Source organism: Holophagales bacterium (genome assembly GCA_016699405.1).
GTDB lineage: Bacteria > Acidobacteriota > Thermoanaerobaculia > Multivoradales > JAGPDF01 > JAAYLR01.
Window position 1 is genome coordinate 1146541 of sequence record CP064972.1, and the last position, 22098, is coordinate 1168638.

Genomic DNA, 22098 nt, shown 5'->3' on the forward strand with positions numbered 1-22098 from the left:
CTTCGTGGATAGGGCTCCTCCCCGCGTCGGCGGGGAGGAGCCGTCATCGAATCCTGCTCTTAGCCCAGCACGGCGAGGAGACCGACCACCACGGCGAAGAGGGTCGCGCCCTCGATCATCGCGGCGGTGATGATCATCGCGGTGCTGATCTGGCCGGCGGCCTCGGGCTGACGGGCCATCGACTCGACCGAGCTGCCGCCGATCCGGCCGATGCCGGCGGCGCCGCCCATGATCGCCAGGCCGGCGCCGATCGCACCGGAGATCTTGCCGGCGCCGGCGTCGCTGAGGAAGGTGCCGCTCGCATGGGCGGCCGCGTCGCCTTCGGCGGCGAAGGCCGCCGGGGCGAACATCAGCAGCATGCCGACCGCCATCATGGTGAGCGCGAGCTTGGACAGCGTCTTGCGGTTCATCGTTCCAGGTCCTTTCTCTCTTGCGGCGGCCGGGCGGGGCCGGCTGCCAATCCTTCCGTCGCCATCGCAGTCACGCCTTACGGCCCGAGTGCCCCGCGCGGTCCGGGCATGGCGAATCTCGTCCGAAACTCAGTGTGCCGCCGTCTCCCCGTGTGCCCCGGCGTGGTCGTCGTCGTGGTGGAAGACCACCGACATGCCGATGAACAGTGCCGTCAGGAAGGTGAAGATGAACGCCTGCAGGAAGGCGACGAAGACCTCGAGGAGCATGATGGCGACGCTGCCGAGGACCACCGGCACGGCGATCGCCAGGCCACCGCTGGCGCCGAGCGAGGCGGCGGCGGAGAAGATGAAGGTCATCAGCACGGCGAGCAGCGTGTGGCCGGCCACCATGTTGGCGAAGAGTCGGACGGCGAGAGCGAAGGTCTTGGCGACGAGGCCGATGATCTCGACCGGCACGAGGAGCGGTGCGAGCCAGAGCGGGCCCGGGCAGAAGTGCGCCAGGTAGTGCCGGCCGCCGAGGCGCAGGCCGTTGACCACCATCATCCCCATGGTCAGGAGCGCCAGCGTGGCGGTGACCCAGATGTTGCCGGTCGCCGTGCCGCCGAGATGCACCGGGCCGAGCGCCGAAAGCGCCGGGATCGGCAGCAGGCCGAGCAGGTTCACCGTGAGGACGAAGAAGAAAACGCTCCAGATGTACTTGATGAACTTGTCGGTGTGCGGTCCGAGCGACGGCTCGGCGACCTCGCGCCGCAGGTAGGCGCAGATCCCCTCGACGAAGTTGGCCGGCCCGCTCGGCACCAGGTCGCCGAGAGCGTCGCCGCCGCGCCGGCGCCGCACCCAGCGCGGGACGACGAGGGCGAGCAGCAGCGCCGCAACGACCAGCATCGACACCTGGTCGGAGAAGAGGGTGATCTTGCCCTCGGGGGTGAGGAAGCCGAGGTGCGCCTCGGCCTGCTTGATCGGGTGCTGGACGATGTGCGAGAGCGGATTGCTGCCGGCCACGGTTCAGGCCCCCTTCCGGGTCGCCGCACGGGCCGTGAAGGCGGCCTCGGCGGCGACGAGCACGAGATATGACATGGCGAGCCAGAGCAGGGCCGGTGCCAGCGGTACGGCGCGCGACAGCGCCAGCGCCAGACCGAGCACGAGCACGACCCCGAAGCGCAGCGCCGTCGCCTGCAGCAGACCCTGAGCGGCGGCGGCCGCCGAGGCGCGGGGCAGCGTCAGCGGCAGGCCGCCGAGCGCCGTGGCGAGCAGGCTGGCGACGATCCCCGCCCCCATCGCCACGGCGCCGGCCTCTCCGGCGAGACGCAGGGTCGGCAGGTAGCCGACCAGGGCGAGCGCCGCGGCCAGGGCGACCAGCAGGGCGAGCAGCCGCGCGTAGCGGCCAGGGGCGAGCGTCGGTTCGGTCAAGAACGGCTCTCTCGGTCGTGGTCCTCGCGCTGGGCTTCGGAAGCCGCAGCGAGCGAGGCCCTGATCAGGTTGTACAGTCCTCCGACGAGCCCCAGCAGGGCGCCGGTCAACACGCCCCAGGGGGCGCTGTCCCAGTGTCGATCGACCCAGTAGCCGATCAGCGTGAACCCGCCGATGGCGGCCGCCAAGTCGAATCCGGCGCTGGCCAAGCGCATCCAGGACGGTCGGTCGGCTGGTAGTCGCTTCATTCCGCGAGGTTGCAGCCCGCCCTGGCAGCGCCGCGATCCAGACGAACGGACGAGTCGTGGAGCGGAAGAACGGCCACAACCTCGCCGTCCGGCGCGAGAGTCTATCAGCGAGCAGTGGCCGGCGGAAGAGCGGTTGACCGTCCCACCTTGCGTTCGGCTCGCCTTCCGCCACAACATTGCGCCGGCGCAAAGGGAGGGGATGATGGGCGACAATCCGGGGCTTCAGGAGCTCGCGCGGCGGCTCGAGGCGGCCACGCTCGGCGGCGGGGCGGAGCGGATCCACAAGCAGCACGAGGCGGGCAAGCTGACGGCGCGCGAGCGGGTCGAATTGCTGCTCGACGGCGGGTCGTTCGTCGAGATCGACGCGCTCGTCACGCATCGCTGTCGCGACTTCGGCATGGAACGCCAGGAGATGCCGGGCGACGGTGTGGTCTGCGGGTACGGCACCATCGAGGGGCGGCTGGTCTACGTCTTCGCCCAGGACTTCACCGTCTTCGGCGGCTCGCTCTCCGAGACCAACGCCCGCAAGATCTGCAAGGTGATGGACCTCGCGCTGGAGAACGGTGCGCCGGTGATCGGTTTGAACGACTCCGGCGGCGCCCGCATCCAGGAGGGGGTGAACTCGCTCGCCGGCTACGCCGACATCTTTCTGCGCAATACCCTGACCTCCGGCGTCATCCCGCAGATCAGCGCGATCATGGGGCCGTGCGCGGGTGGGGCGGTCTACTCGCCGGCGATCACCGACTTCATTCTGATGGTCGAGTCGACGAGCTACATGTTCGTCACCGGTCCCGACGTCATCAAGACGGTCACCCACGAGGAGGTGTCGAAGGAGGAGCTGGGCGGAGCCTCGACGCATGCCAGCCGGAGCGGGGTCTGCCACGTCACGGTCCCCAACGACGCCGCCTGTCTCGCCTCGATCCGGGAGCTCCTCTCCTTCCTGCCGAGCAACAACCTCGAGGAGCCGCCGCTCGGGCCGACTGACGACGACCCGAATCGCGAGGACCCGGGGCTCGACGACGTGGTGCCGCGCGATCCGAACCGCCCATACGACATCAAGAAGCTGATCGCCGGGCTGGTCGACAACGGCAAGTTCTACGAGATCCACGCCGCCTATGCGCGCAATCTGGTGGTCGGCTTCGCGCGCTTCGGTGGGCGCCCGGTGGGCATCGTCGCCAACCAGCCCGCCTACCTTGCCGGCGTGCTCGACATCGACGCGTCACTCAAGGGCGCCCGCTTCGTCCGCTTCTGCGATGCCTTCAACATCCCGCTCGTCACCTTCGAGGACGTGCCCGGGTTCCTGCCGGGCACACAGCAGGAGTTCGGCGGCATCATCAAGCACGGGGCCAAGCTGCTCTTCGCCTTCGCCGAGGCCACGGTGCCGAAGATCACCGTGATCACCCGCAAGGCCTACGGCGGCGCCTACTGCGTCATGGCCTCGAAGCACATCCGCACCGACGTCAACCTGGCCTATCCCACCGCCGAGATCGCCGTGATGGGTCCGGAGGGGGCGGTGAACATCCTCTACAAGCGCGAGCTCGACGCGGCCGGCGACGAGGCGCCGGCCGTCCGGGCGCAGAAGGTCGCCGAGTACCGGGCGAAGTTCTCCAACCCGTACATCGCCGCCGAACGCGGGTTCATCGACGCGGTGATCGCGCCGCGCACCACCCGGTCGCACATCGTCCGCGCGCTGCGCCAGTTGCGCAGCAAGCGTGCCTCGATGCCGCCGAAGAAGCACGGCAACATCCCGCTCTGAGGGTGGGCGGCGGCGGCGGAAACGCGGCCGCGCTTGACACACGCCGAGCGGTCGGACAAGCTGATAGATCGGTTTTCCGCCGGGGAGCGGTCGCCCTCGCGGGCATTTCGGGAGGTTTCGAGCATGCGCGAACGGGAAAGCGAGTTGCGTCGGCGCCGCAAGCGCCGCGATGAGAGGTTGAAGGAGCGCGCCAAGGCCGGCCGCACGGAGCGTGCTGCGGCGGCGAAGAAGGCGAGCAAGGCCGCCAAGGCGAGCGACGGCGACGAGAAGAAGGCGGCCGTCAAGCGCCCGGCCAAGAAGGCCGAAGGCGCCGAGGGCGCCGAGAAGAAGGCTCCGGCCAAGAAGGCCGTCAAGGAACCGGCCGCCGCGGAACCCCCGGTCGAGGGGTAAGCCGAGGGCGCTCGGCCCTGCCATGAAGATTGCCGTCGGCTCCGACCACGCCGGGTTCGAGCTCAAGGCTCATCTGGTGGCCTTCCTGGTGCAGGGTGGTCACGAGGTGGTCGATCTCGGAGTCGACGCGCCGGTGCGCAGCGACTACCCGGACCAGGCCGCGGCGGTGGGTGCGGCGGTCGCCACCGGCGAGGCCGCGCGCGGCCTGCTGGTCTGCGGCACCGGCGTCGGCATGGCGATCGCGGCCAACAAAGTGCGAGGCGTCCGGGCGGCCAATTGCGACGAGCTGTTCGTCGCTCGTCTCGCCCGAGCTCACAACGATGCCAATGTCCTCGCGCTGGGCGCCCGGGTGATCGGGCCAGGCCTGGCCGAGGCGATCCTCGAGGCCTTCCTCGAGACGCCGTTCGACGGCGGCCGGCACGCCCTGCGTGTCGGGAAGATCGGCGACCTCGAGGGCTGAGCCCCCGGGGCGCCCGGAGATTTTCCATGTCCATGGAGCAACATCTCGCCGCCACCGATCCGGAGGTCGCGGCAGCCATCGAGCGTGAGCGCCGCCGTCAGAACGACGGCCTCGAGCTCATCGCCTCGGAGAACTTCGTCAGCCGTGCGGTGCTCGAAGCGGCCGGAAGCGTGCTGACGAACAAGTACGCCGAGGGTTATCCCGGCAAGCGCTACTACGGCGGCTGCGAGCACGTCGACGAGGTCGAGCGACTCGCCATCTCCCGTGCGCTCGAGCTGTTCGGCGCCGAGCATGCCAACGTCCAGCCGCACTCCGGCACCTCGGCCAACATGGCGGTCTACTTCGCGTTCCTGCGGCCCGGCGACACCCTGCTCGGCATGGACCTGTCGTGCGGCGGTCACCTGACGCACGGACACCGACTTTCCTATTCCGGGCGCGACTTCCAGGTCGTTCCCTATGGCGTCGACCGTTCGAGCGAGCGGATCGACTACGCCGAGGTCGGCCGGCTGGCGCGCGAGCATCGGCCGAAGATCATCGTCTGCGGCGCTTCGGCCTACAGCCGGGTGATCGACTTCGCCGCCTTCCGTGCCATCGCCGACGAGGTCGGGGCGCTGCTGATGGCCGACATCGCCCACATCGCCGGCCTGGTGGCGGCGGGTCTCCATCCGTCGCCGGTGCCCCATTGCGACGTGGTGACGACCACCACCCACAAGACGTTGCGCGGTCCGCGCGGCGGGCTCATCCTCTGTCGTGCGCAGCACGCCAAGGAGATCGACCGGGCGGTCTTCCCGGGCGTGCAGGGCGGTCCGCTGATGCACATCATCGCCGCCAAGGCGGTGGCGCTCCACGAGGCGCTCACGCCCGAGTTCCGGGCCTACCAGGGGCGCATCGTCGCCAATGCGGCGCGCCTCGCCACCCGCCTGGTCGGACACGGATTCCGCATCGTCTCCGGCGGCACGGACAATCACGTTTTCCTCGTCGACGTCGCGGCCAAGGGACTGACCGGCAAGGTGGCGGAGAAGGCGCTCGACCAGGCCGGAATCACCGTCAACAAGAACACCATCCCCTTCGACGCCAATCCGCCGCTCGTCGCTTCGGGGATCCGCATCGGCACGCCGGCGCTGACCACCCGCGGGATGGACCCGGCAGCGATGGACGAGGTCGGCGATCTGATCGCCGCGGCTCTCGCGGCGCCGGAGGACGCCGGGGCGCTCGCCGAGGTGCGCCGCCGGGTGCGGCTGCTCGCCGGAAGGTTCCCGCTCTACGACGCGCTCGCATGAGCCGAATTCCCGCCGGGCGCAAGCCCGGCGGGGAGCCGAGACCATGGACTGGACCCCCGATTCCTGGCGCCGTTGCCCGGCGACGCAGCAACCCGACTACGCCGACGGCGACGAGCTCGACGCCGTCGTCGCCCAACTGACGGCGCTGCCGCCGCTCGTCTCCTCCTGGGAGGTCGAGTCGCTCAAGGCGCAGATCGCCGAGGCGGCAGCCGGGCGGCGTTTCCTGCTCCAGGGGGGCGACTGCGCCGAGAGCTTCGCCGACTGCAACTCGGCGCAGATCGCCGCCAAGCTCAAGATCCTCCTGCAGATGAGCCTCGTGCTCGTGCATGGCAGCAAGAAGCGGATCATCCGCGTCGGACGGTTCGCCGGCCAGTACGCCAAACCCCGCTCGGCGGCGCAGGAGACACAGGGCGATCTCTCGCTGCCGGCCTACCGCGGCGACTTGATCAACCGCGTGCCGTTCTCCCCGGAGGATCGGCGGCCCGATCCCCACCTGCTGTTGCGCGGTTACGAGCGGGCAGGGCTGACGCTGAACTTCATCCGCGCGCTGATCGACGGCGGATTCGCCGACCTGCACCACCCCGAGTACTGGGATCTCGACTTCGTTCGTCACTCGCCGCTCGCCGTCGAGTACCAGAAGATGGTCGAGGCGATCGCCGACTCGCTGCGGTTCATGGAGACCCTCGCCGGGGCGAAGGTGGGAGAGATCGACCGCGTCGACTTCTTCACCAGCCACGAAGGGCTGCATCTGCTCTACGAGCAGGCCCAGACCCGACGCGTGCCGCACCGCTCCGGCTGGTACAACCTCACGACCCACCTGCCGTGGATCGGCGTGCGGACCTCCCAGCCGGACGGGGCACACGTCGAGTACTTCCGCGGGATCGCCAACCCGATCGCCGTCAAGGTCGGACCGACGACGACGCCCGCGTGGCTCGAGGAGCTGCTCGCCATCCTCCACCCGAGCAACGAGCCGGGCCGGCTGACGCTGATCCACCGCTTCGGCGCGCGCGAGATCGCGCGTCGGCTGCCGGCGCTCGTCGAGACGGTGCGAGCGAGCGGCAAGCAGGTGTTGTGGGTCTGCGACCCGATGCACGGCAACACCGAAAGCACCTCGTCGGGACTCAAGACCCGGCGCTTCGAGCACATCCTCGCCGAGCTCGAGAGCGCCTTCGAGATCCACCACGAGCTCGGCAGCTACCTCGGCGGCGTGCACTTCGAGCTCACCGGAGAGAACGTCACCGAGTGTCTCGGCGGCGCCCGGGGCCTGTCGGACGACGACCTGCCGCGTTCCTATCGCAGCCAGGTCGATCCGCGCCTCAACTACGAGCAGGCGCTCGAGATGGCGATGCTCATTGCCCGTCGGATGGCGCGGGTCGCGTAGCCACCGGCATTTCGCCGTCGTCGAACCCCTGAGCACCGCCGGGCGGTGATCCGCCGGGTCCGCGGAGACCACCGGGCATCCCCATCTCGGGCAGCCCTCCGCTTTCGATCGAGCCGTTGACCAGCACGATGTCGTCGGCGTTCCCGCGAACGCCGTCGGGTCCGAGCGAGATCACCTGGTGCTCGTCGTAGCTCGGGGTCTCGAGCAAGATCGGCCGCCCCCACGCGTCGTTGAGCTCGGAGGGGCGGATCCCCATGTCGCTCGCCACCGTGGCGAGGTCCGGCGGCAGTTGCCCCTCCTGGGCGAAGCGAGCCTCGACCGCCACCGCGATCCGGCGCATCTTGGCGAGGGTGCGAGCGCGCAGGGCCGCCTTCACCGCCTCGGCGGCGGGGCCGGGGAGGCCGTCGGCGGCGGCCAGCACCTCCGGTGAGGTGTCGCCGGCCGACAGGCGCTGCAGGAGCTCGATCTGGTCTCCCGAGATCTGGTTCGCCGGCAGTCCGAGGCGGGCGAGGTCGGCGTTGCCGCTCTCCGGCGACGAGCTCGCGGCGCCGCCCTGCTGCTCGACACGGCCGCGGCCACTCCGGCCGACGATCCAGATCAGGAGCGGGATCGCGACGAGGAGCACCGCGGCGATGCGCAGCGGGAGCGGGAATCCGCCGCTCGGCGCCGCAACGGGAGCCATCGGCAGGAGCGTCGTCCGCCCGGTGGCGAGCGCCGGCTCGCCGCGTCCCGGCGCGGCCCGTGCGAGGTCATCGAGCAATTCGGCATAGGTCGGGTAGCGCTGCGCCGGATCCTTGGCCATCATGCGCTCGATGATCCGGGCGATCGCGGGGGGAACGCGCGGATTGCGCGAGCGCAGCGGTGGAAGCGGCGAATTCACGTGCTGGAGCAGCAGCGACACCGGCGTCTCCGCCTCGAACGGCGGGAAACCGGAGAGCAGGTGGTAGAAGGTCGCGCCGAGCGAGTAGATGTCGGAGCGGTGATCGGTCGCCTGACCCAGCGCCTGCTCGGGCGAAATGTAGTGGGGCGTGCCGATGGTCGTGTCGGTCTCGGTCAGCGAGAGGTCCCCGCCGAGGCGCCGCGCCAGGCCGAAGTCGACGACCTTCAGCCGGTCGCTCCCCTGCAGCATGAGGTTCGACGGCTTGACGTCGCGATGGATCAGGCCGCGCTCGGCCGCCGCGGCGAGCCCGCGCGCCGCCTGCTGCAGGAAGTCGATCGCGCGGGGCAGCGCCAGCCGCTCTCCGGGGGAAAGATAGCGGGCGAGCGAATCGCCGTCGAGGTACTCCATGACGTAGTAGGCCTGGCCGGCGTCAACGCCCCGGGTGAAGATCGCGGCGACATTCGGGTCGTTGATCGCCGAGATGGCCAGGGCCTCGCGCTGGAAGCGAACCTCCTGCTCCGGCGTGCTGCGAGCGAGGAACTTGATCGCGACATTGCGGTCGAGTCGCGAGTCGTGAGCACGGTAGACCCGTCCCATGCCGCCGGCGCCGAGCAGGCGGTCGATGCGATAGCCGTCGACGACACGGCCGATCAGCGGGTCGGTTGCGGAGTCCGGGGAACCCGAGGGCTCGTCCATTCGCACGCTCCAGCGGCAATTCGGATCGGGCGAGTCTACTCCGACTCCCGGGCGGCCGGGGGCACGCCGAAGCGCTGGCTCAGCGAGCGCCGCATTTCACCGATCAGGTAGATCGAGCCGCAGATGACGAGGAGGTCGGTCTCCTGGCCGAGCGCCGCGTCGAGCGCTCGCTGGCGATCGGTTTCGAGCCGAGCCGGCCGGTCGACCGCGAGCCATCGGGCAAGCTCCTCGGGTGTCGCGCTGCGTGGGCTCGCCGCGGCGGTGAGGACGACCGTCTCGGCGCGAGCGGCGAGCGGCGGCAGCATCCGGGCGAGCTCCTTGTCCCGCAGGGCGGCGAACAGCAGGGTGAAGTGCTCGCCGCGTTCGTCGAGGAACTCGGCCAGCCGGGCGACCCCCCCGGGATTGTGCGCCGCATCCAGCAACACCCGCCGGCCGTCGGGGAGAATCACGGACTCCAGTCGCCCCGGCCAGCGACAACGCGAGACGCCGTCGACCACGGCGGCCTCCGGGATCGTCCGTCCGCCGGCGCGAAGCGCCTCGACGGCGGCCACGGCGAGCAAGAGGTTGCCTGCCTGGTGCCGTCCGGCAAGCGAGCAGTGGAGGTCCCGGGTCCCCGCCGGGGTGGCGAGGCGGACCTCGATCCCGTTCCACCCCGACGCGAGCACGTCGCTCGCGGCGAGCCACGGTGTGAGGTCGAGCGCGGCCGCCCGGCGCGTCGTGGCGGCGTCGAGCAGTGCGGCCGTGGCTTCGGCGCCGCCGGCGAGCAGCAGCGCCGGTCGGTCGGGCCGGAAGATTCCCGCCTTCTCGCGGGCGATCGCCGAGAGCGTCGAGCCCAGGTACTCCTGATGGTCGAAGTCGATCGAGCTGACGAGAGAGAGCTCCGGGGCGCAGAGGTTCGTCGCGTCGAGCCGTCCGCCCATCCCGACCTCGACGACCGCGAGGTCGAGACCGGCGCGGGCAAAGGCGAGGAAGGCCGCCGCGGTGAAGGCCTCGAAATAGGTCGGCAGCCCGGGCGTCTTGCCGCAGATCTCGTCGAGCAACCTGCCGAGTGCGTCAGGCGAGAGGCAGGCGCCGTCGACGCGGATCCGCTCGACCGGATCTTCGAGGTGAGGGGAGATGTAGAGGCCGGTACGCAGCCCGGCGGCGCGCAGCGATCGTTCGAGGAGGGCCGAGGTCGAGCCCTTGCCGTTCGTGCCGCCGACGAGCACCGTGGCGACCGCGCGTTCCGGCGAGCCCAGGGCGGCGAGCAGCTCCGCCATCCGCTCGAGCCCGAGCCGGATCCCCTGCTCCTCGAGCCGCGCGAGCAGGGCGCCGAGGTCGGTTGCCGAGGGCATGCCGCGCCTCAGGCGGCGAGGTGGCGCAGGCAGCGCGCGAGCGTTTCCTTCAGCTCGGTGCGCTTGACGACAAGGTCGAGGAAGCCGTGCTCGAGCAGGAACTCGCTGCGCTGGAAGCCCTCCGGCAGGCTCTGCCGGATCGTCTGCTCGATGACGCGCGGCCCGGCGAAACCGATCAGCGCACCAGGTTCGGCGATGTTGAGGTCGCCGAGCATGGCGAACGAAGCGGTGACGCCGCCGGTCGTCGGGTCGGTGAGCACCGAGACGTAGGGGACGCGCGCCTCGCGGAGCTGGCCGAGCGCGGTGGAGATCTTGGCCATCTGCATCAGCGAGAGGATCCCCTCCTGCATGCGGGCGCCGCCGGAGGCCGACACCACGACCAGCGGCTTGCGCTCGCGGGCGGCGAGATCCGCGGCCCGGGTGATCTTCTCGCCGACCACCGAGCCCATGGATCCGCCCATGAAGCGATAGTCCATGACGGCGAGCACGACCGGAATGCTCTCGACGTTCCCCTCGACGACGATCACGGCGTCCGCTACCCCGACAGCCTCCTGATAGGCCCGCAGGCGGTCGGCATAGGGTCGCGAGTCGCGGAACTTCAGCGGATCGGTCGGTCGCACCCCGCGGAAGAGCTCACGCGGCGTCGGCTCGTCGAGCAGCAGGGCAATACGCGCCGGCGCATCGATGCGGAAGTGGTAGCCGCACTTCGGGCAGATGCGCAGATTGCGGTCGAGCTCCTTGCCGTAGACAATCTCGCGACAGTCTTCGCAGCGTACCCACAGACCTTCGGGTACGTGCGTGCGCGCTGGCTCGGTGCGCACCGCCTTGGGCTTCTTGTCCTTGCGGAACCAGGCCATGATCGAAGGGGTTGCGGCCCGCGGAAACCTCTGCTCGTCGCGTCCTCCGGAAACGACTGGCGCCGAGCCGGTCTCGGCTCGGCGCCACGGGTCGCACCCGTCGGGCAGGAGAGGATCCGGTCAGGACGCCGGAGAAGATCAGATCTCGGCGGAGCCCTCTTCCTCGGCTTCGAGGTCGTTCGGAATGCCGAGACGCAGGCAGGCGGCGTCGTACATCTGACGCGCCGCTTTCTTGCCCTGCTGCAGCTGGGCGAGACGCTCCTTGACCTTGGCGAGCTCCTCTTCGATCTGCCGGTCGAGGTCGGCGATCTCCTGCTTGGTGACCGCCAGCGTGTTCTCGTAGAACTTCCGTTGCTGTTCGGACAAGCTCATCGTGAATCCTCCAGGGCCGCTCGGGTGCTTCGTGCGTCGACCGGTCGACGCCGGAGCTCAGAGCTTAAAGGGAATCTTCAACTGGAACCACACCTTGACCGGCACGCCTTCCTTGGTCGCCGGTCGGAACGTCGCCGTGCGCGCCGCCGCCATCGCCGCCTCGTTGAAGCCGACATCCTGGGGATACGGCCGCGTCAGCCGGGCCTCGGCCACACGCCCGTTCTCGTCCACCAGCATCGAGACGACCACCTCGCCTTGCGCTTTCAGCCGTCGGGCGATCGGAGGATACTGGGGTTTGTCGATCGAGACAAGAACGGGTGAGATCACGCCCGGGCCGATGGCGACGAGGTCTCCACGCTGCACGGACGCCCGCGCCGGCGTCGCCTCGGTGTTGCGCGGCGCCGGCGTCGCGACCGGCGGCTCGGTGGGAACCGGGACGGAGGTCGGCTCGGGAGTCTGGAGCGCTGGAGCCGGCGTTGCCGGTTCCGGCGTGGGCGCGATCGTCGGTGCCGGCGTGGCGGTGGCGCGCGCCGCCGGAGTCGGTGTCGGAACGGCAGGTGCCGTCCCCGCGGTCGGGGTCGGCCGCTCGACCGCGGGCACGGCGGTCGGAGCGACGATCGGGTTGCTCTCGCCGGCGGTGGTGGCCGCGGCGGGCGCCCCACCCGGCGCTGTCGCCTCGCTCGGGAGGCCGGTGGCGACCGGTACCGGGGCCTCGGCAGGAGGAGCCGGCGTGCGGCCCCGGCCGAGGAAGACGAACAGTGCGATGCCGATCACCGCGGCGGCAGCGATGCCGCCCCAGAGCAGGCCCTTCGAGCCGCCTGCGCTCTCCATCGGTGCGCTCTCGCCGAGCGGAGCGATCGCTTCGACCGCTGGGGCGGTCCGGGCGGCGGGTGCACCGGCCGCCGACGCAGCGGGTGGCGCGGCAGCCGGACGTGGCGTCGCAGGAGACGGTGCGGCGACGGTCGGCGGCGCCGAGCTCGCCGGGAGCAGATCGAAGAGGCGGCCGACGTAGGCGGCCAGGTCGCCCTGCGACGGCGTCGGCTTGAGCGCGAAGAGGATCTTCTCGATTTCGCGCTGCATCTCGCCGGCGCTCGCGAAGCGATCGGCCGGCTCCTTGCCGAGCGCCTTGAGCACCAGGGCGTTGACCTCGAGGGGCAATCGCGCGTCGAGATCGCGCGGCCCCTGGATCCGGCCCTCGCGTACCGATTCGAGCACCGACATTTCGCTCTCGCCGGCGAAGAGCCGGCGGCCGGTCAGCATCTCGAAGAGGATCGAGCCGAGCGAGAAGATGTCGGAGCGCGCATCCACCGGACGGCCCCAGGCCTGCTCGGGCGACATGTACTGGAGCTTGCCCTTGAGCGCGCCCATCTGCGTCTTGCTCGCCTTGGTGACCGCCTTGACGATGCCGAAGTCGCAGAGCTTGATCTCGCCCTCGTGGCTGATCAGGACGTTCTGCGGCGACACGTCGCGGTGCACCAGGCCGAGCTCGCGTCCGTCGAAGTCCTTCTTGCGGTGCGCGTAGTCGAGGGCGCTCGCCAGCCGCGAGGCGACCAGCAGGGCGAGACCCATCGGCAGCGGCTGCGCCTTCTGGCGCGCCTGGTTGAGGATCGACCGCAGATCCTTGCCTTCGACGTACTCCATCGCGATGTAGTAGTCGTCGCCGGCCTTGCCGAGGTCGTAGATGTGGATGATGTTGTTGTGATCGAGCTGGGCAGCGAGCTTCGCTTCGTCGATGAACATGGTGACGAAGTCGGAGCTGTCAGTCAGGTGCGGCAGGATCCGCTTGATCGCCACCGTCTTCTGGAAGCCCTCGACGCCGCGCTTGCGCGCCTTCCAGACCTCGGCCATGCCGCCGACGGCGATGCGCTCGAGCAGGCGGTAATCGCCGAACTCGTCGCTCTTCGGCCGCGCGGGCTCGCGCGGGACCTCGAGTCGCTGCGTGGCGAAGGCGTCGGGCCTCTTGCCGGCCGCTGCCGTCGCGCCGCTGCGCGTCTTCGGCTTGGCGAGCTCCTCGAGCGCGGAGATGTCGATCTCGCTCGTCGGTCGCCGTGGAGTCGGCCGAGGCGCCGGCGTGTCGACCGGCTTGGCCGCCGCCGGGGGCGCCGGAGCGGGCGCCGGCACGGGGGTCGGCGCCGGAGCTGGCGCGGGTGTCGGCGTCGCAATCGGTGCCGGTGCCGCGACCGGTGCCGGTGTCTCGACCGGCGCGGCGATCACCGGCGCCGGCGGTTGGGCGACCGGCGGCGGTGCCGGAGCGGCCGCGACGGGTGGAGCTGCCGGCGGAGCTGCCTCGACGGGCCGGGCGGGAGGCGCTTCGGCGACCACCGGCGGCGCCGGTGCGATCGGCGCGGGCGCCGGCGTCTCGACCGGCTTCGGCGCGGCAGGCTTCGGCGCGGTGCGCCGACCGACGTCGAGCCCGGAGAGCGTCTTGCTGAGCAGATCGTCGATGTCTCTGCTGCTGCTCGGGCGGGCTGCGGCGGGGCGCGGTGGCGTCGTCGCGGGCGCGGCCGTCGGCTTCGGGGCCGGCGCGGGGGTCGGCACTGGCGTGGCGGGCGGTGCCGCCGCGGCGGCCTTGGCCGCCGGTTCGCCCTCGAACTCGGCGAGCAGATCGCCGAAGATCTCCCGCGAGGTCAGCGTCTTGCCGCCGTCGCCCGCCCCGCGCGTGTTCGCCGGACCGGAGCCGAGGCGGTTGGCCAGCATGCGGAGCTGACTTTCGGTGAACGGCTTGACGAGGATTTCGTCAGCGCCGAACCTTTCTCCCTGCTCGACCATCGTCGTGGGCAGCAAGAGCACCGATCCCGGGCCGCCGCGCGCGCGAGAGAAGACTTGAGCCGTGTCTTGGGCGTGGGGCAGCTCCGCCGACACGAAGACGAGCCGTGGGCGCAGCTCGGCGGCGGCGCGAACCGCCGCGTCGTGTCCGTCCGCGACCTCGATCTGCCAACCCTCCGCGCCGAGCGTGTCGCGTACGCGCTCGATGGTAAGCTTCTCGGACTCCACCACCAGGACTAGCGACATCGAGGTTCTCCTGCGAGCAGCCGAACGTGGCGTTTCTAACATCGCCGAGGTCGCCGAGTCAATCACGACATCGCGTCGAAACGCTTGGCGGAGCGCAACTTAGCGTGGAATCCGGAGCCCGCGGGGGCGGATTGACGAGGCCGGCCGGCGACCCACCCCGGGCGTCGGCGCGGGATCGGTCGCGGAGCAGACGCTCGTGAGAGTCCTGGGGCTCGATCCGGGAAGCCGGTATACCGGCTACGGTCTCGTCGAAGCCGACGGGTCGCGCCTGCGGGCGCTCGCCGCCGACCGCATCGTCCTCTCGCCCGCGCTCGCCCTGCCCGAACGCCTGGCGCGGCTCTCCGTGGAGCTCGACACGCTGCTCGATCGTTTCGCTCCGGAGCTGGTGGCGATCGAGAAGCCGTTTCTCGGCGTGAGCACGAGCTCGCTCATCGTCCTGGCCCAGGCGCGAGGGGTGCTGCTGGCGGGTGTGGCACGGCGGGAGATTCCAGTGCGCGAATACTCGCCCGCCGAGGTGAAGTCCGCGCTCGGCAGTGGGCGCGCGGACAAGGAACAGGTGGCGCGTCTGGTCGGGCTGCTGCTCGCTCTCGACGTGTCGGTGCTGCCGGCGGACGCGACGGACGCGCTGGCCGTGGCCCTCTGTTGCGCGCAGCGCCGGCGGTCGGAAACCCTTGCTCCCGTTGCTCCCAGGGGCGTCGCCGGGGGCGTGCGAAACGCGTTGACCCGTCGCGGCAGGCGTGCTAGCGTGATCGCTCGCCGTCCCTGAAGCATCGTGAACCGCCCCGACGCACGGCCCATCCGCAGGAACGAGAGACCGGTCGGTCGGTTGCGTGACGATGACGCGAGGAGCCTCGACGTCGCGTCGGTTCGCCGGGCTCGGAGATGCAGGGGCGGTGTGACGGAACGCTCGAATCCGATCCTCAGACTCTCACCCCGATAGGTCACCGTGGCATTCCAAGGTTCGCTCAAAGAGCTTCCGCTTCCCGACATCATTCAACTGGTGGCGGTCGGCGGGAAGACGGGAGCATTCCAACTTCGCAACGAGGGCGACGCCGGCCAGATCTTCCTGCGCAAGGGCCAGATCGTCCACGCCCAGGTCGGCACGCTCTCCGGTGAAGAGGCGGTCTACGAGCTGGCGATCTGGCGCCAGGGCGACTTCGTCTTCACGCCGGGCTCCGAGACCGACGTCGTCACCATCGAGCGCTCGAACACCAACCTCCTGATGGAGGCGGCACGGCGCATCGACGAGTGGCAGGTGCTGTCGAAGAAGATCCCGTCGACTCGCCTGGTGCCGGTCTTCACGACCCAGGGCGCCAGCACCTCGGTCTCCTTCACGCCGCAGGAGTGGGCGCTCATCTGTCGCATCGACGAGCGCCGGACGATCGACGAGATCGCCGCCAGCCGCGGGCTGTCCGCCTTCGAGATCTGCAAGGTGCTCTACGGCCTGCTGACCTCCGGCCTGGTCGCGCTGCGTGAAGACCTGCGGCGTTTCCAAGTCGATCGGCTGCAGCAGATGTCGGCCGAGGATCTCGGGCGCGTCGCCGACGCGATCTTTCGCGGTGCGCAACAGATCCTCGGCGGGAGTGATCGCGCCGGGGAGCTCGATGGCCTGGCGCGCCAGACTCGCGCCGAGATGGAGTCGGGGCGCCGGGTCGACGCCGTGCTCGACCTGATCCGCGCCGGCGAGAAGGTCATCTCCTCGGCGCTCGGTCCGAATCAGGCGCGCGGCTTCCTCGACCGCGTGGCGCAACTCCTCACCGGGCGCTGATCCGGCGGGCAGTCGGTCCGCCGATCGGCGCCAGCCGCTCCCCTTCGCCAGACTCGACTCGTTCAACCGTCGATCGACGGCGGAGTCGCCGGGTGCGCCGGCGGCTCGTCCGGAGCCGGTCCGTCGCGTCAGGCGACGAGCCGGGAGCTCGAGCCCGGTTCCTCGCGCTGAAGCGAGAGCACCGCACCGACCAGTCCGGCGATCGGGCCGAGGGCCAGCAGGAGCAGGCACTCTCGCCACGAGAGGAAGTGAGCGAAGAGCAGGTTGAGCGAGGTCGCGGGATCCGCCTGGCGGGCGCCGACGAGCCAACCCCCGCCGAGGGTGCCAAGGGCGAGGACGGCGCCGAGCAGGCCCTGGAGCATCCCCTCGAAGTAGAACGGGCCGCGGACGAAGAACTCGGTCGCGCCGACCAGCCGCAGGACGGCGATCTCGTCGCGATAGAGCAGCGAGATCAGCCGGACGACGCTCGCGATGGTGAACACCGCCGCGCCGAGCAGGAGGGCGGCGAGCGCCAGACCGGCAGCGCGCACCAGCGTCAAGAGCCGCTCGGCGTGGGAGAGCCAGTCGCGGTCATCGTCGACCATCGAGACGGCGGGGTGCGCGCGGAGCTCGGTGAGCCAGGCGCCGTAGCCGGGGTCGCTCCGCGCACCGGCCGAGAGCTCCAGCTCGATCGAAGCGGGGAGCGGACGTGGCCCCGCCTCGCTGAAGAGGTCGCCGAGGCTGGGGAACTGGGCCTCGAAACGGCGCACCGCCTCGTCAGCCGAGACCTCGCGTCGCTCGACGATCCACTGTGGGCGGTCGAGCAGCGGGCCGAGCGCGGAGCGGGCGTCGTCGGCCTGCCGGGTGTGAAGATAGACGACGAGGCGCGCCTCGCTCCGCCACCCCGCGACTGCGCGCGCCAGGTTCGAACCGACCATCAGGACCGTGCCGCCGAGCAGCAGGCTCACGGCGATGGTGAAGATGGCGAGCAGGCTGACCTTCCAGCTGCGCGCCAGACCGACGACGGCCTCGCGCAGGAAGTAGCCGAAGGCCCGCCAGAGGCTCACGTCGATGCCTCGCTCTCGCGCGGTCCGCTCGCCGGAGCGCTCAGCAGATCGCCCGGCGGGAGCACCTCGTCGCGCACCAGCCGGCCGCGATCGAGCGTGAGGACGCGCTGTCCGACCTGGCGGATGAGCTCGCGATCGTGCGTCGCCATGACGACGGTCGTCCCGCGACGGTGACAGTCGATCAGGAGTCGGACGATCTGCTGCGAGAGCTCGGCGTCGAGATTGCCGGTCGGTTCGTCGGCGAGGAGCAGCTCGGGATCGTTGATCAGGGCCCGGGCGATCGCCACCCGCTGCTGCTCGCCGCCGGAGAGCTCGCGCGGGAACGCCGAGAGGCGGTGGGCGAGGCCGACGCGGCGCAGCGCCTCGACCGCGAGCCGCTTCTGCCGTGGCAGGTCGAGGCCGAGAATGCGCGGCAGGTAGGCGACGTTCTCGAACACGGTGCGGCGATCGATCAGGCGGAAGTCCTGGAAGACGATCCCCATCCGCCGGCGCAGGAAGGGGATCTTGCGCGCCGGCAGTGCCGCGACGTTGCGTCCGTGGACGAGGATCTGGCCGGAGGTCGGGAGGTCCTCGCGAAAGAGCAGACGCAGCAGGGTGGTCTTGCCCGCACCGCTCGCGCCGGTGAGAAAGACGAACTGTCCTTTGGGGATTTCGAAGGAGAGATCCTCGAGCGCCGACTGCCCACCCGGGTAGCGCCGGCTGACCGAGAAGAAGCGGATCATCGCGCCGCTGCCCCCGGACGACGCATCGAGCGGCGCCGGATCCTCCATCGCACCGGCCGCCGAGTCGCCGGACATCGCGTCGAGGCCGAGCGTGGACATCGCGGCGGCAGGATATCGCAGCCTCCCACCGGTCGATGTGGAGCGCGACGCCGGCGCTACAATGCCGCGCGATGCCTAGCCCTGCCCGCGTCGTCCTCTCTGCGCCAGGCCAGAAGAACGCCTGTGGTCACGGATGGAGCGACTCGGCGAGCGGTGCGGAAGTTCGCTTCCTCGGTCGCGGTGCCCCGCCGCAGACGCCGCTCGCCGAGCTCGTCGCTCCCGGTCTCGCCGAAGGGGTCCGGCCGAGCTGGCTGCGTCAGGTGCATGGTGCCGCCGTGCTCGAAGCGCAGCCGGGGCTCTGCGGCAGCGGCGATGCGCTGACGTGCGTTGGCGAGGATCTGGCCCTCGTCGTCGTCACCGCCGACTGCGTGCCGGTGTTGCTCGCCGGCGGCCGCCGCATCGCGGCCGTTCACGCGGGATGGCGGGGAATCGTCGCCGGTGTCGTCAGCGCCAGCGTGTCGCAATTCGCGCCGCGGGTAGAGTGGCTCACCGCGTGGATCGGGCCGGCGATCGGTGCCTGCTGCTACGAAGTGGGAGAAGAGGTCGCCGGGCAGGTCGAGCGGGCCGCGCACGGTGCCGAGTGCGTGCTCCGTCGCCTCCCGCGACCGCACCTCGACCTGCGCGCCGCGGTCGAGGCGCAGCTCGCGGCGGCCGGCGTCGACGAGATCCGGCACCTCGATCTCTGCACGCGGTGCCATCCCGACCTGTTGTGGAGCTATCGCCGCGATGGACCGCGCGCCGGCCGGAATCTCGCGTGGATCGTTCGCCCGCCGGCGGACGCGGCCGGCTGCGCCGACCGGCACGCCGAAACGCCGACTAGAAGCTGAGCTGGCTGCGGCGGAAGCCGCGCGGCGGGCGCCCGAAGGCGCGGAGCTGACCGCAGGCCGCGCTCACCGCATCGCCCCGTCGACGTCGCACGGTGGCCGTCAGGCCGTGCCGCATCAGTCGATGCTGGAACTCCTCGACCGTCGCGGGCTGCGGTGGGCGCCACTCGGCGGGCAGGACCGGGTCGGGGTTGAGCGGGATGAGATTGACCTTCGCCTTCAGTCCGCGCAGGCGCGCGGCGAGCGCATCGGCGTCGCTCGGGCGATCATTGAACCGATCGATCAACAGGTACTCGAAGGTGATCCGGCGTCGCGGTTCGAGTGGATAGCGGCGCAGCGCGGCGAAGAGCTCGCCGAGCGGGTAGTTGCGATTGATCGGCATGAGCTGTTCGCGCCGCGCGTCGTCGGGTGCGTGGAGCGAGACGGCGAGGTTCGGCCGTGCCGGCCAGGTGGCGAGCGCGTCGATGCCCGGGACGATCCCGGCGGTGGACACGGTCATGCGCCGCCAGGGGATCGTCTCGGCGAGCAGCTCGAGGGCGGTTCGCAGGGCGACGAGGTTGAGCAGCGGCTCACCCATGCCCATGAAGACAAGGTTCAGGCGCTCGTTGCGCTCCGGTCCGGGGGGACAGATCGCCCAGACCTGGCCGAGGATCTCGCCCGCCGAGAGATCGCGTCCGGCGCCCCAGTAGCCGGTGACGCAGAAGCGACAGGCGAGCGCACAACCGGCCTGACTCGAGAGACAGATCGTCCGCCGCTCGCGATCGGGAATGTCGACCGCCTCGATCGAAGCGCCGTCGCGCAGTCGCAGCAGGAGCTTGCATGTTCCGTCGGCCGAGCGGTGGCGTTCGGCGATCTCGGGCAAGGCGAGGACGAAGCTCGACTGCAGGCGCTCGCGCAGCCCGAGCGGCAGCTCGGTCATGGCGGCAAGATCGATCACGCCCCGGCGGTGAATCGCTTCCCAGAGCTGACGAGCCCGATACCGCGGTTCGCCGAGCGGCACGAGCGCCGCGGCAATCTCGGCAAGCGAGGCGCCGAGCAGGTCGCGCCGGGAGTCGGGCGAGGGAGGCGGAAGGGTGCTCACGAGGCCTCGGATCCGCGCGGCGGCAGGCGCGGTGTCGAGATCGGGTCAGTCGGTCGCCGGCCGCGGACGCCGCCGTCGTCGTGTGGGATCGATTCCGATCGAGCGCAGGAAGGCGAGATCGTCGGCGTCGATGCGAAACGCCACGTCGGCGCGGCTCGGGACGGGACGGGTCGGCTCGACGGTGGCGCCGTCGCGCTGGCAATCGAGCAGGAGATGCAGCGTGTAGCCCTCGCGGTGCAGGCGGCGCAGACCGTCGGTGACGACGCCGGACTCGGCGATCGCGTCGAGCAGCGCGCGGCTGATCTCACGCAGCAAGGTCTGCGCTCTCGCATCGAGCCGGGAAACGGGTTGCCGTCGCAAAGCGCGGGCATTATGCGGGCCGGTTTCGCGGCCTGTCAAACCCGCGCGGCGTGCTACGCTCGTTGACCGATACGCCATGCAGCCGCCAGCGCAAGAGCCCGCCGCCGCTCCCTGGAGCGACCCGAATCTGGAGGCTTGGCTGGCGAAGGCGGGCAGCGATCCGTCGACGCTCGATCCGCTGCCCGGAGACGTTTCGCCCCGTCGTTATGCCCGCCTCGCCGATGGGCGCGGCGGCTCGGCGATCGTCGCGGCCTACCCGGCCGACATCCTGCCGGTTCTCGAACGCTTCGTGGCGAGCACGACCCTGCTCGCCGGCGCCGGTGTGCGTGTGCCGCGAATCCTCGCCGTGGAGTCGCAGCGGGGCTGGGTCCTGCAGGAGGACCTGGGCCGCGAGACGCTCTACGACTGGCGCGAGCGCTCGTGGAGCGAGCTCTCGCCGTGGCTCGATGCGGCAGCGCAAACCGTGGCGACGATCGCGAGCCTGCCGCTCGCCGCGGTGTCGGCTCTCGGTTCGCCGCCGTTGGACACGGCGCTGCTGATCCGGGAGCTCGAGGTCACGTTCGACGTGCTACTGAGGCCCCGGTGTCTCGTCGAGCCGGCGGAAGAAAGCGCGGTGCGTGCGGTGCTCGTGACGCTCTGTGATCGCCTGGGTGCCGGGACGCCGGTGGCTTGCCATCGCGACTTCATGGCGAGAAACCTCGTCCCGCTCGCCGGAGGCGTCGTCGGGGTGCTCGATCATCAGGATCTGCGCTCCGGTCCGCGGGGCTACGACCTCGCCTCGCTCGCCAACGACAGTTTGTTCGTCCCGGCACCGATCGCCGGTCGCTGGCTCGACCGGTCGCAGGTCACGGCGGAGGACCGGCTCGACTATCACCGCGCGGCGACGCAGCGCGGTCTGAAAGCCGCCGGGACGTTCGCGCGTTTCGCCCAGCGCGGGGTTCCCCGGCACCTGCCGCTCGTGCGACCGACCCTGCTGCGCGCGCTCGAGCACCTGGCGGAGACACCGGAAGGCGGAGGGTTGGCGGCGGATCTCGCCCCACGCTGGGAGCGGATGCTCGCCGAGGGCCTCTGCTAGACTGACGGACTGCGGCAGCCGACCACCGCTGCCGCTTCGCCCTCGGAGGCCCGCGCCATGCCGAATCTCGGCGTCCCGGAGTTGCTCGTCATCTTGGTCATCGTCGTCATCATCTTCGGCTCGTCGAAGCTGCCGCAGCTCGGCAAGGGGATCGGCGAGGGGATCCGCAATTTCCGCAAGGGCATGCGCGGCGACGACGAGAGCGACGACAAGTCCTCCGGCGGCAGCTCCGCCTCCCGCCAGTAGAAAGCAGAACGGCGGCTCTCGCCGCCGTCGTCCGTTCACTCTTTCGAGGAATTGTTGCGCGGGGTGCGCCCGCTGCTCGGTCGTGGCGGCGGGTCGAGGATTCCCAGCGACGAGATCTTGTTGCGCAACGTGTTGCGGTGCACTCCCATGCTGCGCGCCGAGCGGCAGTAGTTCCACTCGTTGGTCCGCAGCGAGGCCACGATGAACTGCCGCTCGAACTCCTGTCTCGCCTGTTCGAGCGTGAGTCCCTGGCTCACCAGTTCGTCAACGATGTCGTAGAGCCTGCCGTTCAGATTCCGCGTCGCCACTTCCGTCACTCCTGCATCGGGCGCCAGGCGCCCGTCGCTGCGAAAGACCCTCGTTCTTTTCTGCCTTGCCGGCCCTGACTGAG

24 protein-coding genes are annotated in these 22098 nt (G+C 70.6%); 10 read left to right on the forward strand and 14 right to left on the reverse strand.

Going from position 1 to position 22098, the window contains the following annotated elements; all coding sequences use genetic code 11:
* Positions 1-59: 59 nt before the first annotated feature.
* The 4 genes from atpE to IPJ17_04840 form a co-directional block, all read right to left on the reverse strand.
* Positions 60-374 (reverse strand): ATP synthase F0 subunit C, encoded by a 315-nt coding sequence (gene atpE / locus IPJ17_04825; GenBank protein QQR76088.1) that lies wholly within the window; start codon positions 372-374, stop codon positions 60-62.
* Positions 375-539: 165 nt separating this feature from the next.
* The gene (gene atpB, locus IPJ17_04830; protein ID QQR74913.1) at positions 540-1412 is read right to left on the reverse strand and encodes a F0F1 ATP synthase subunit A; all 873 of its coding nucleotides are present in this window, start codon (positions 1410-1412) and stop codon (positions 540-542) included.
* Positions 1413-1415: 3 nt separating this feature from the next.
* Entirely contained in the window at positions 1416-1820 is a 405-nt protein-coding gene (locus IPJ17_04835; protein QQR74914.1) for a hypothetical protein, read from the reverse strand.
* Entirely contained in the window at positions 1817-2068 is a 252-nt protein-coding gene (locus IPJ17_04840) for an AtpZ/AtpI family protein (GenBank protein QQR74915.1), read from the reverse strand. Before IPJ17_04840 ends, IPJ17_04835 begins: the two co-directional genes overlap by 4 nt.
* Before the next feature lie 199 nt (positions 2069-2267).
* On the opposite strand from IPJ17_04840, the gene IPJ17_04845 reads away from it, so the two are divergent.
* From IPJ17_04845 to IPJ17_04865, 5 genes are read left to right on the forward strand one after another with little or no spacing between them, the layout of a single operon-like run.
* Positions 2268-3824 (forward strand): methylmalonyl-CoA carboxyltransferase, encoded by a 1557-nt coding sequence (locus IPJ17_04845; protein ID QQR76089.1) that lies wholly within the window; start codon positions 2268-2270, stop codon positions 3822-3824.
* Positions 3825-3857: 33 nt separating this feature from the next.
* The gene (locus tag IPJ17_04850) at positions 3858-4214 is read left to right on the forward strand and encodes a hypothetical protein (GenBank protein QQR74916.1); all 357 of its coding nucleotides are present in this window, start codon (positions 3858-3860) and stop codon (positions 4212-4214) included.
* A 22-nt stretch (positions 4215-4236) separates the two neighbouring features.
* Positions 4237-4674 carry a ribose 5-phosphate isomerase B gene (rpiB, locus tag IPJ17_04855; protein QQR74917.1) on the forward strand — a complete coding sequence of 146 codons (438 nt, stop codon included), beginning with the start codon at positions 4237-4239 and terminating at the stop codon, positions 4672-4674.
* A gap of 26 nt (positions 4675-4700) precedes the next feature.
* Positions 4701-5954, forward strand: coding sequence for a serine hydroxymethyltransferase (locus tag IPJ17_04860; protein ID QQR74918.1), 1254 nt, complete (start codon positions 4701-4703; stop codon positions 5952-5954).
* A 43-nt stretch (positions 5955-5997) separates the two neighbouring features.
* Complete coding sequence (locus IPJ17_04865; protein ID QQR74919.1) at positions 5998-7335, forward strand: 3-deoxy-7-phosphoheptulonate synthase class II; 1338 nt, start codon at positions 5998-6000, stop codon at positions 7333-7335.
* Here IPJ17_04865 and IPJ17_04870 read toward each other — a convergent pair.
* The 5 genes from IPJ17_04870 to IPJ17_04890 all read right to left on the reverse strand — a co-directional run bounded on the left by IPJ17_04870 (position 7304) and on the right by IPJ17_04890 (position 14552).
* On the reverse strand, positions 7304-8911 hold the full coding sequence (locus IPJ17_04870) for a serine/threonine protein kinase (GenBank protein QQR74920.1): 1608 nt from the start codon (positions 8909-8911) through the stop codon (positions 7304-7306). The genes IPJ17_04865 and IPJ17_04870 overlap by 32 nt on opposite strands.
* 35 nt (positions 8912-8946) lie before the next feature.
* A complete protein-coding gene (locus IPJ17_04875) occupies positions 8947-10245 on the reverse strand; it encodes a bifunctional folylpolyglutamate synthase/dihydrofolate synthase (protein QQR74921.1) in 1299 nt (432 codons plus the stop codon).
* 8 nt (positions 10246-10253) lie between these two features.
* Complete coding sequence (locus IPJ17_04880) at positions 10254-11102, reverse strand: acetyl-CoA carboxylase carboxyltransferase subunit beta (protein QQR74922.1); 849 nt, start codon at positions 11100-11102, stop codon at positions 10254-10256.
* A gap of 138 nt (positions 11103-11240) precedes the next feature.
* On the reverse strand, positions 11241-11474 hold the full coding sequence (locus tag IPJ17_04885; GenBank protein ID QQR74923.1) for a hypothetical protein: 234 nt from the start codon (positions 11472-11474) through the stop codon (positions 11241-11243).
* 57 nt (positions 11475-11531) lie between these two features.
* A complete protein-coding gene (locus IPJ17_04890; GenBank protein ID QQR74924.1) occupies positions 11532-14552 on the reverse strand; it encodes a TonB family protein in 3021 nt (1006 codons plus the stop codon).
* A 130-nt stretch (positions 14553-14682) separates the two neighbouring features.
* Between IPJ17_04890 and ruvC the strand changes: the two genes are divergently transcribed.
* Both ruvC and IPJ17_04900 read left to right on the forward strand, forming a co-directional pair.
* A complete protein-coding gene (gene ruvC, locus IPJ17_04895) occupies positions 14683-15252 on the forward strand; it encodes a crossover junction endodeoxyribonuclease RuvC (protein ID QQR74925.1) in 570 nt (189 codons plus the stop codon).
* Positions 15253-15432: 180 nt separating this feature from the next.
* A complete protein-coding gene (locus tag IPJ17_04900) occupies positions 15433-16254 on the forward strand; it encodes a DUF4388 domain-containing protein (protein QQR74926.1) in 822 nt (273 codons plus the stop codon).
* Between the two features lie 128 nt (positions 16255-16382).
* Here the strand turns inward: IPJ17_04900 and IPJ17_04905 are convergent, their stop codons facing one another.
* Positions 16383-17300, reverse strand: coding sequence for a hypothetical protein (locus IPJ17_04905; GenBank protein ID QQR74927.1), 918 nt, complete (start codon positions 17298-17300; stop codon positions 16383-16385).
* Entirely contained in the window at positions 17297-18022 is a 726-nt protein-coding gene (ftsE, locus tag IPJ17_04910; GenBank protein QQR76090.1) for a cell division ATP-binding protein FtsE, read from the reverse strand. The genes IPJ17_04905 and ftsE overlap by 4 nt, the downstream gene beginning before the upstream one ends.
* Positions 18023-18192: 170 nt before the next feature.
* Between ftsE and pgeF the strand changes: the two genes are divergently transcribed.
* Entirely contained in the window at positions 18193-18948 is a 756-nt protein-coding gene (gene pgeF, locus IPJ17_04915) for a peptidoglycan editing factor PgeF (GenBank protein QQR74928.1), read from the forward strand.
* On the opposite strand, the gene rlmN is transcribed toward pgeF, so the two are convergent.
* Positions 18938-20026 carry a 23S rRNA (adenine(2503)-C(2))-methyltransferase RlmN gene (gene rlmN / locus IPJ17_04920; protein ID QQR74929.1) on the reverse strand — a complete coding sequence of 363 codons (1089 nt, stop codon included), beginning with the start codon at positions 20024-20026 and terminating at the stop codon, positions 18938-18940. The two genes, pgeF and rlmN, sit on opposite strands and share 11 nt — an antisense overlap.
* A 45-nt stretch (positions 20027-20071) precedes the next feature.
* Positions 20072-20341 (reverse strand): hypothetical protein, encoded by a 270-nt coding sequence (locus IPJ17_04925; protein ID QQR74930.1) that lies wholly within the window; start codon positions 20339-20341, stop codon positions 20072-20074.
* A gap of 121 nt (positions 20342-20462) precedes the next feature.
* Between IPJ17_04925 and IPJ17_04930 the strand changes: the two genes are divergently transcribed.
* Together IPJ17_04930 and tatA are read left to right on the forward strand one after the other, a co-directional pair.
* Positions 20463-21461, forward strand: coding sequence for a phosphotransferase (locus IPJ17_04930; GenBank protein ID QQR74931.1), 999 nt, complete (start codon positions 20463-20465; stop codon positions 21459-21461).
* A 57-nt stretch (positions 21462-21518) separates the two neighbouring features.
* Positions 21519-21707, forward strand: coding sequence for a twin-arginine translocase TatA/TatE family subunit (tatA, locus tag IPJ17_04935; protein ID QQR74932.1), 189 nt, complete (start codon positions 21519-21521; stop codon positions 21705-21707).
* A 35-nt stretch (positions 21708-21742) separates the two neighbouring features.
* Here the strand turns inward: tatA and IPJ17_04940 are convergent, their stop codons facing one another.
* Entirely contained in the window at positions 21743-22015 is a 273-nt protein-coding gene (locus IPJ17_04940) for a hypothetical protein (GenBank protein ID QQR74933.1), read from the reverse strand.
* Positions 22016-22098: the final 83 nt, after the last annotated feature.

What these genes read in the sequence shown, in the direction of transcription:
- atpE (QQR76088.1), bottom strand. Translation starts at nt 374, where the DNA reads ATGATGGCGGTCGGCATGCTGCTGATGTTCGCCCCGGCGGCCTTCGCC.
- IPJ17_04885 (QQR74923.1), bottom strand. Translation starts at nt 11,474, where the DNA reads ATGAGCTTGTCCGAACAGCAACGGAAGTTCTACGAGAACACGCTGGCG.
- IPJ17_04840 (QQR74915.1), bottom strand. Translation starts at nt 2,068, where the DNA reads ATGAAGCGACTACCAGCCGACCGACCGTCCTGGATGCGCTTGGCCAGC.
- IPJ17_04930 (QQR74931.1), top strand. Translation starts at nt 20,463, where the DNA reads ATGCAGCCGCCAGCGCAAGAGCCCGCCGCCGCTCCCTGGAGCGACCCG.
- IPJ17_04880 (QQR74922.1), bottom strand. Translation starts at nt 11,102, where the DNA reads ATGGCCTGGTTCCGCAAGGACAAGAAGCCCAAGGCGGTGCGCACCGAG.
- IPJ17_04875 (QQR74921.1), bottom strand. Translation starts at nt 10,245, where the DNA reads ATGCCCTCGGCAACCGACCTCGGCGCCCTGCTCGCGCGGCTCGAGGAG.
- IPJ17_04860 (QQR74918.1), top strand. Translation starts at nt 4,701, where the DNA reads ATGTCCATGGAGCAACATCTCGCCGCCACCGATCCGGAGGTCGCGGCA.
- ftsE (QQR76090.1), bottom strand. Translation starts at nt 18,022, where the DNA reads ATGATCCGCTTCTTCTCGGTCAGCCGGCGCTACCCGGGTGGGCAGTCG.
- tatA (QQR74932.1), top strand. Translation starts at nt 21,519, where the DNA reads ATGCCGAATCTCGGCGTCCCGGAGTTGCTCGTCATCTTGGTCATCGTC.
- IPJ17_04865 (QQR74919.1), top strand. Translation starts at nt 5,998, where the DNA reads ATGGACTGGACCCCCGATTCCTGGCGCCGTTGCCCGGCGACGCAGCAA.
- IPJ17_04845 (QQR76089.1), top strand. Translation starts at nt 2,268, where the DNA reads ATGATGGGCGACAATCCGGGGCTTCAGGAGCTCGCGCGGCGGCTCGAG.
- IPJ17_04870 (QQR74920.1), bottom strand. Translation starts at nt 8,911, where the DNA reads ATGGACGAGCCCTCGGGTTCCCCGGACTCCGCAACCGACCCGCTGATC.
- pgeF (QQR74928.1), top strand. Translation starts at nt 18,193, where the DNA reads ATGCCTAGCCCTGCCCGCGTCGTCCTCTCTGCGCCAGGCCAGAAGAAC.
- rpiB (QQR74917.1), top strand. Translation starts at nt 4,237, where the DNA reads ATGAAGATTGCCGTCGGCTCCGACCACGCCGGGTTCGAGCTCAAGGCT.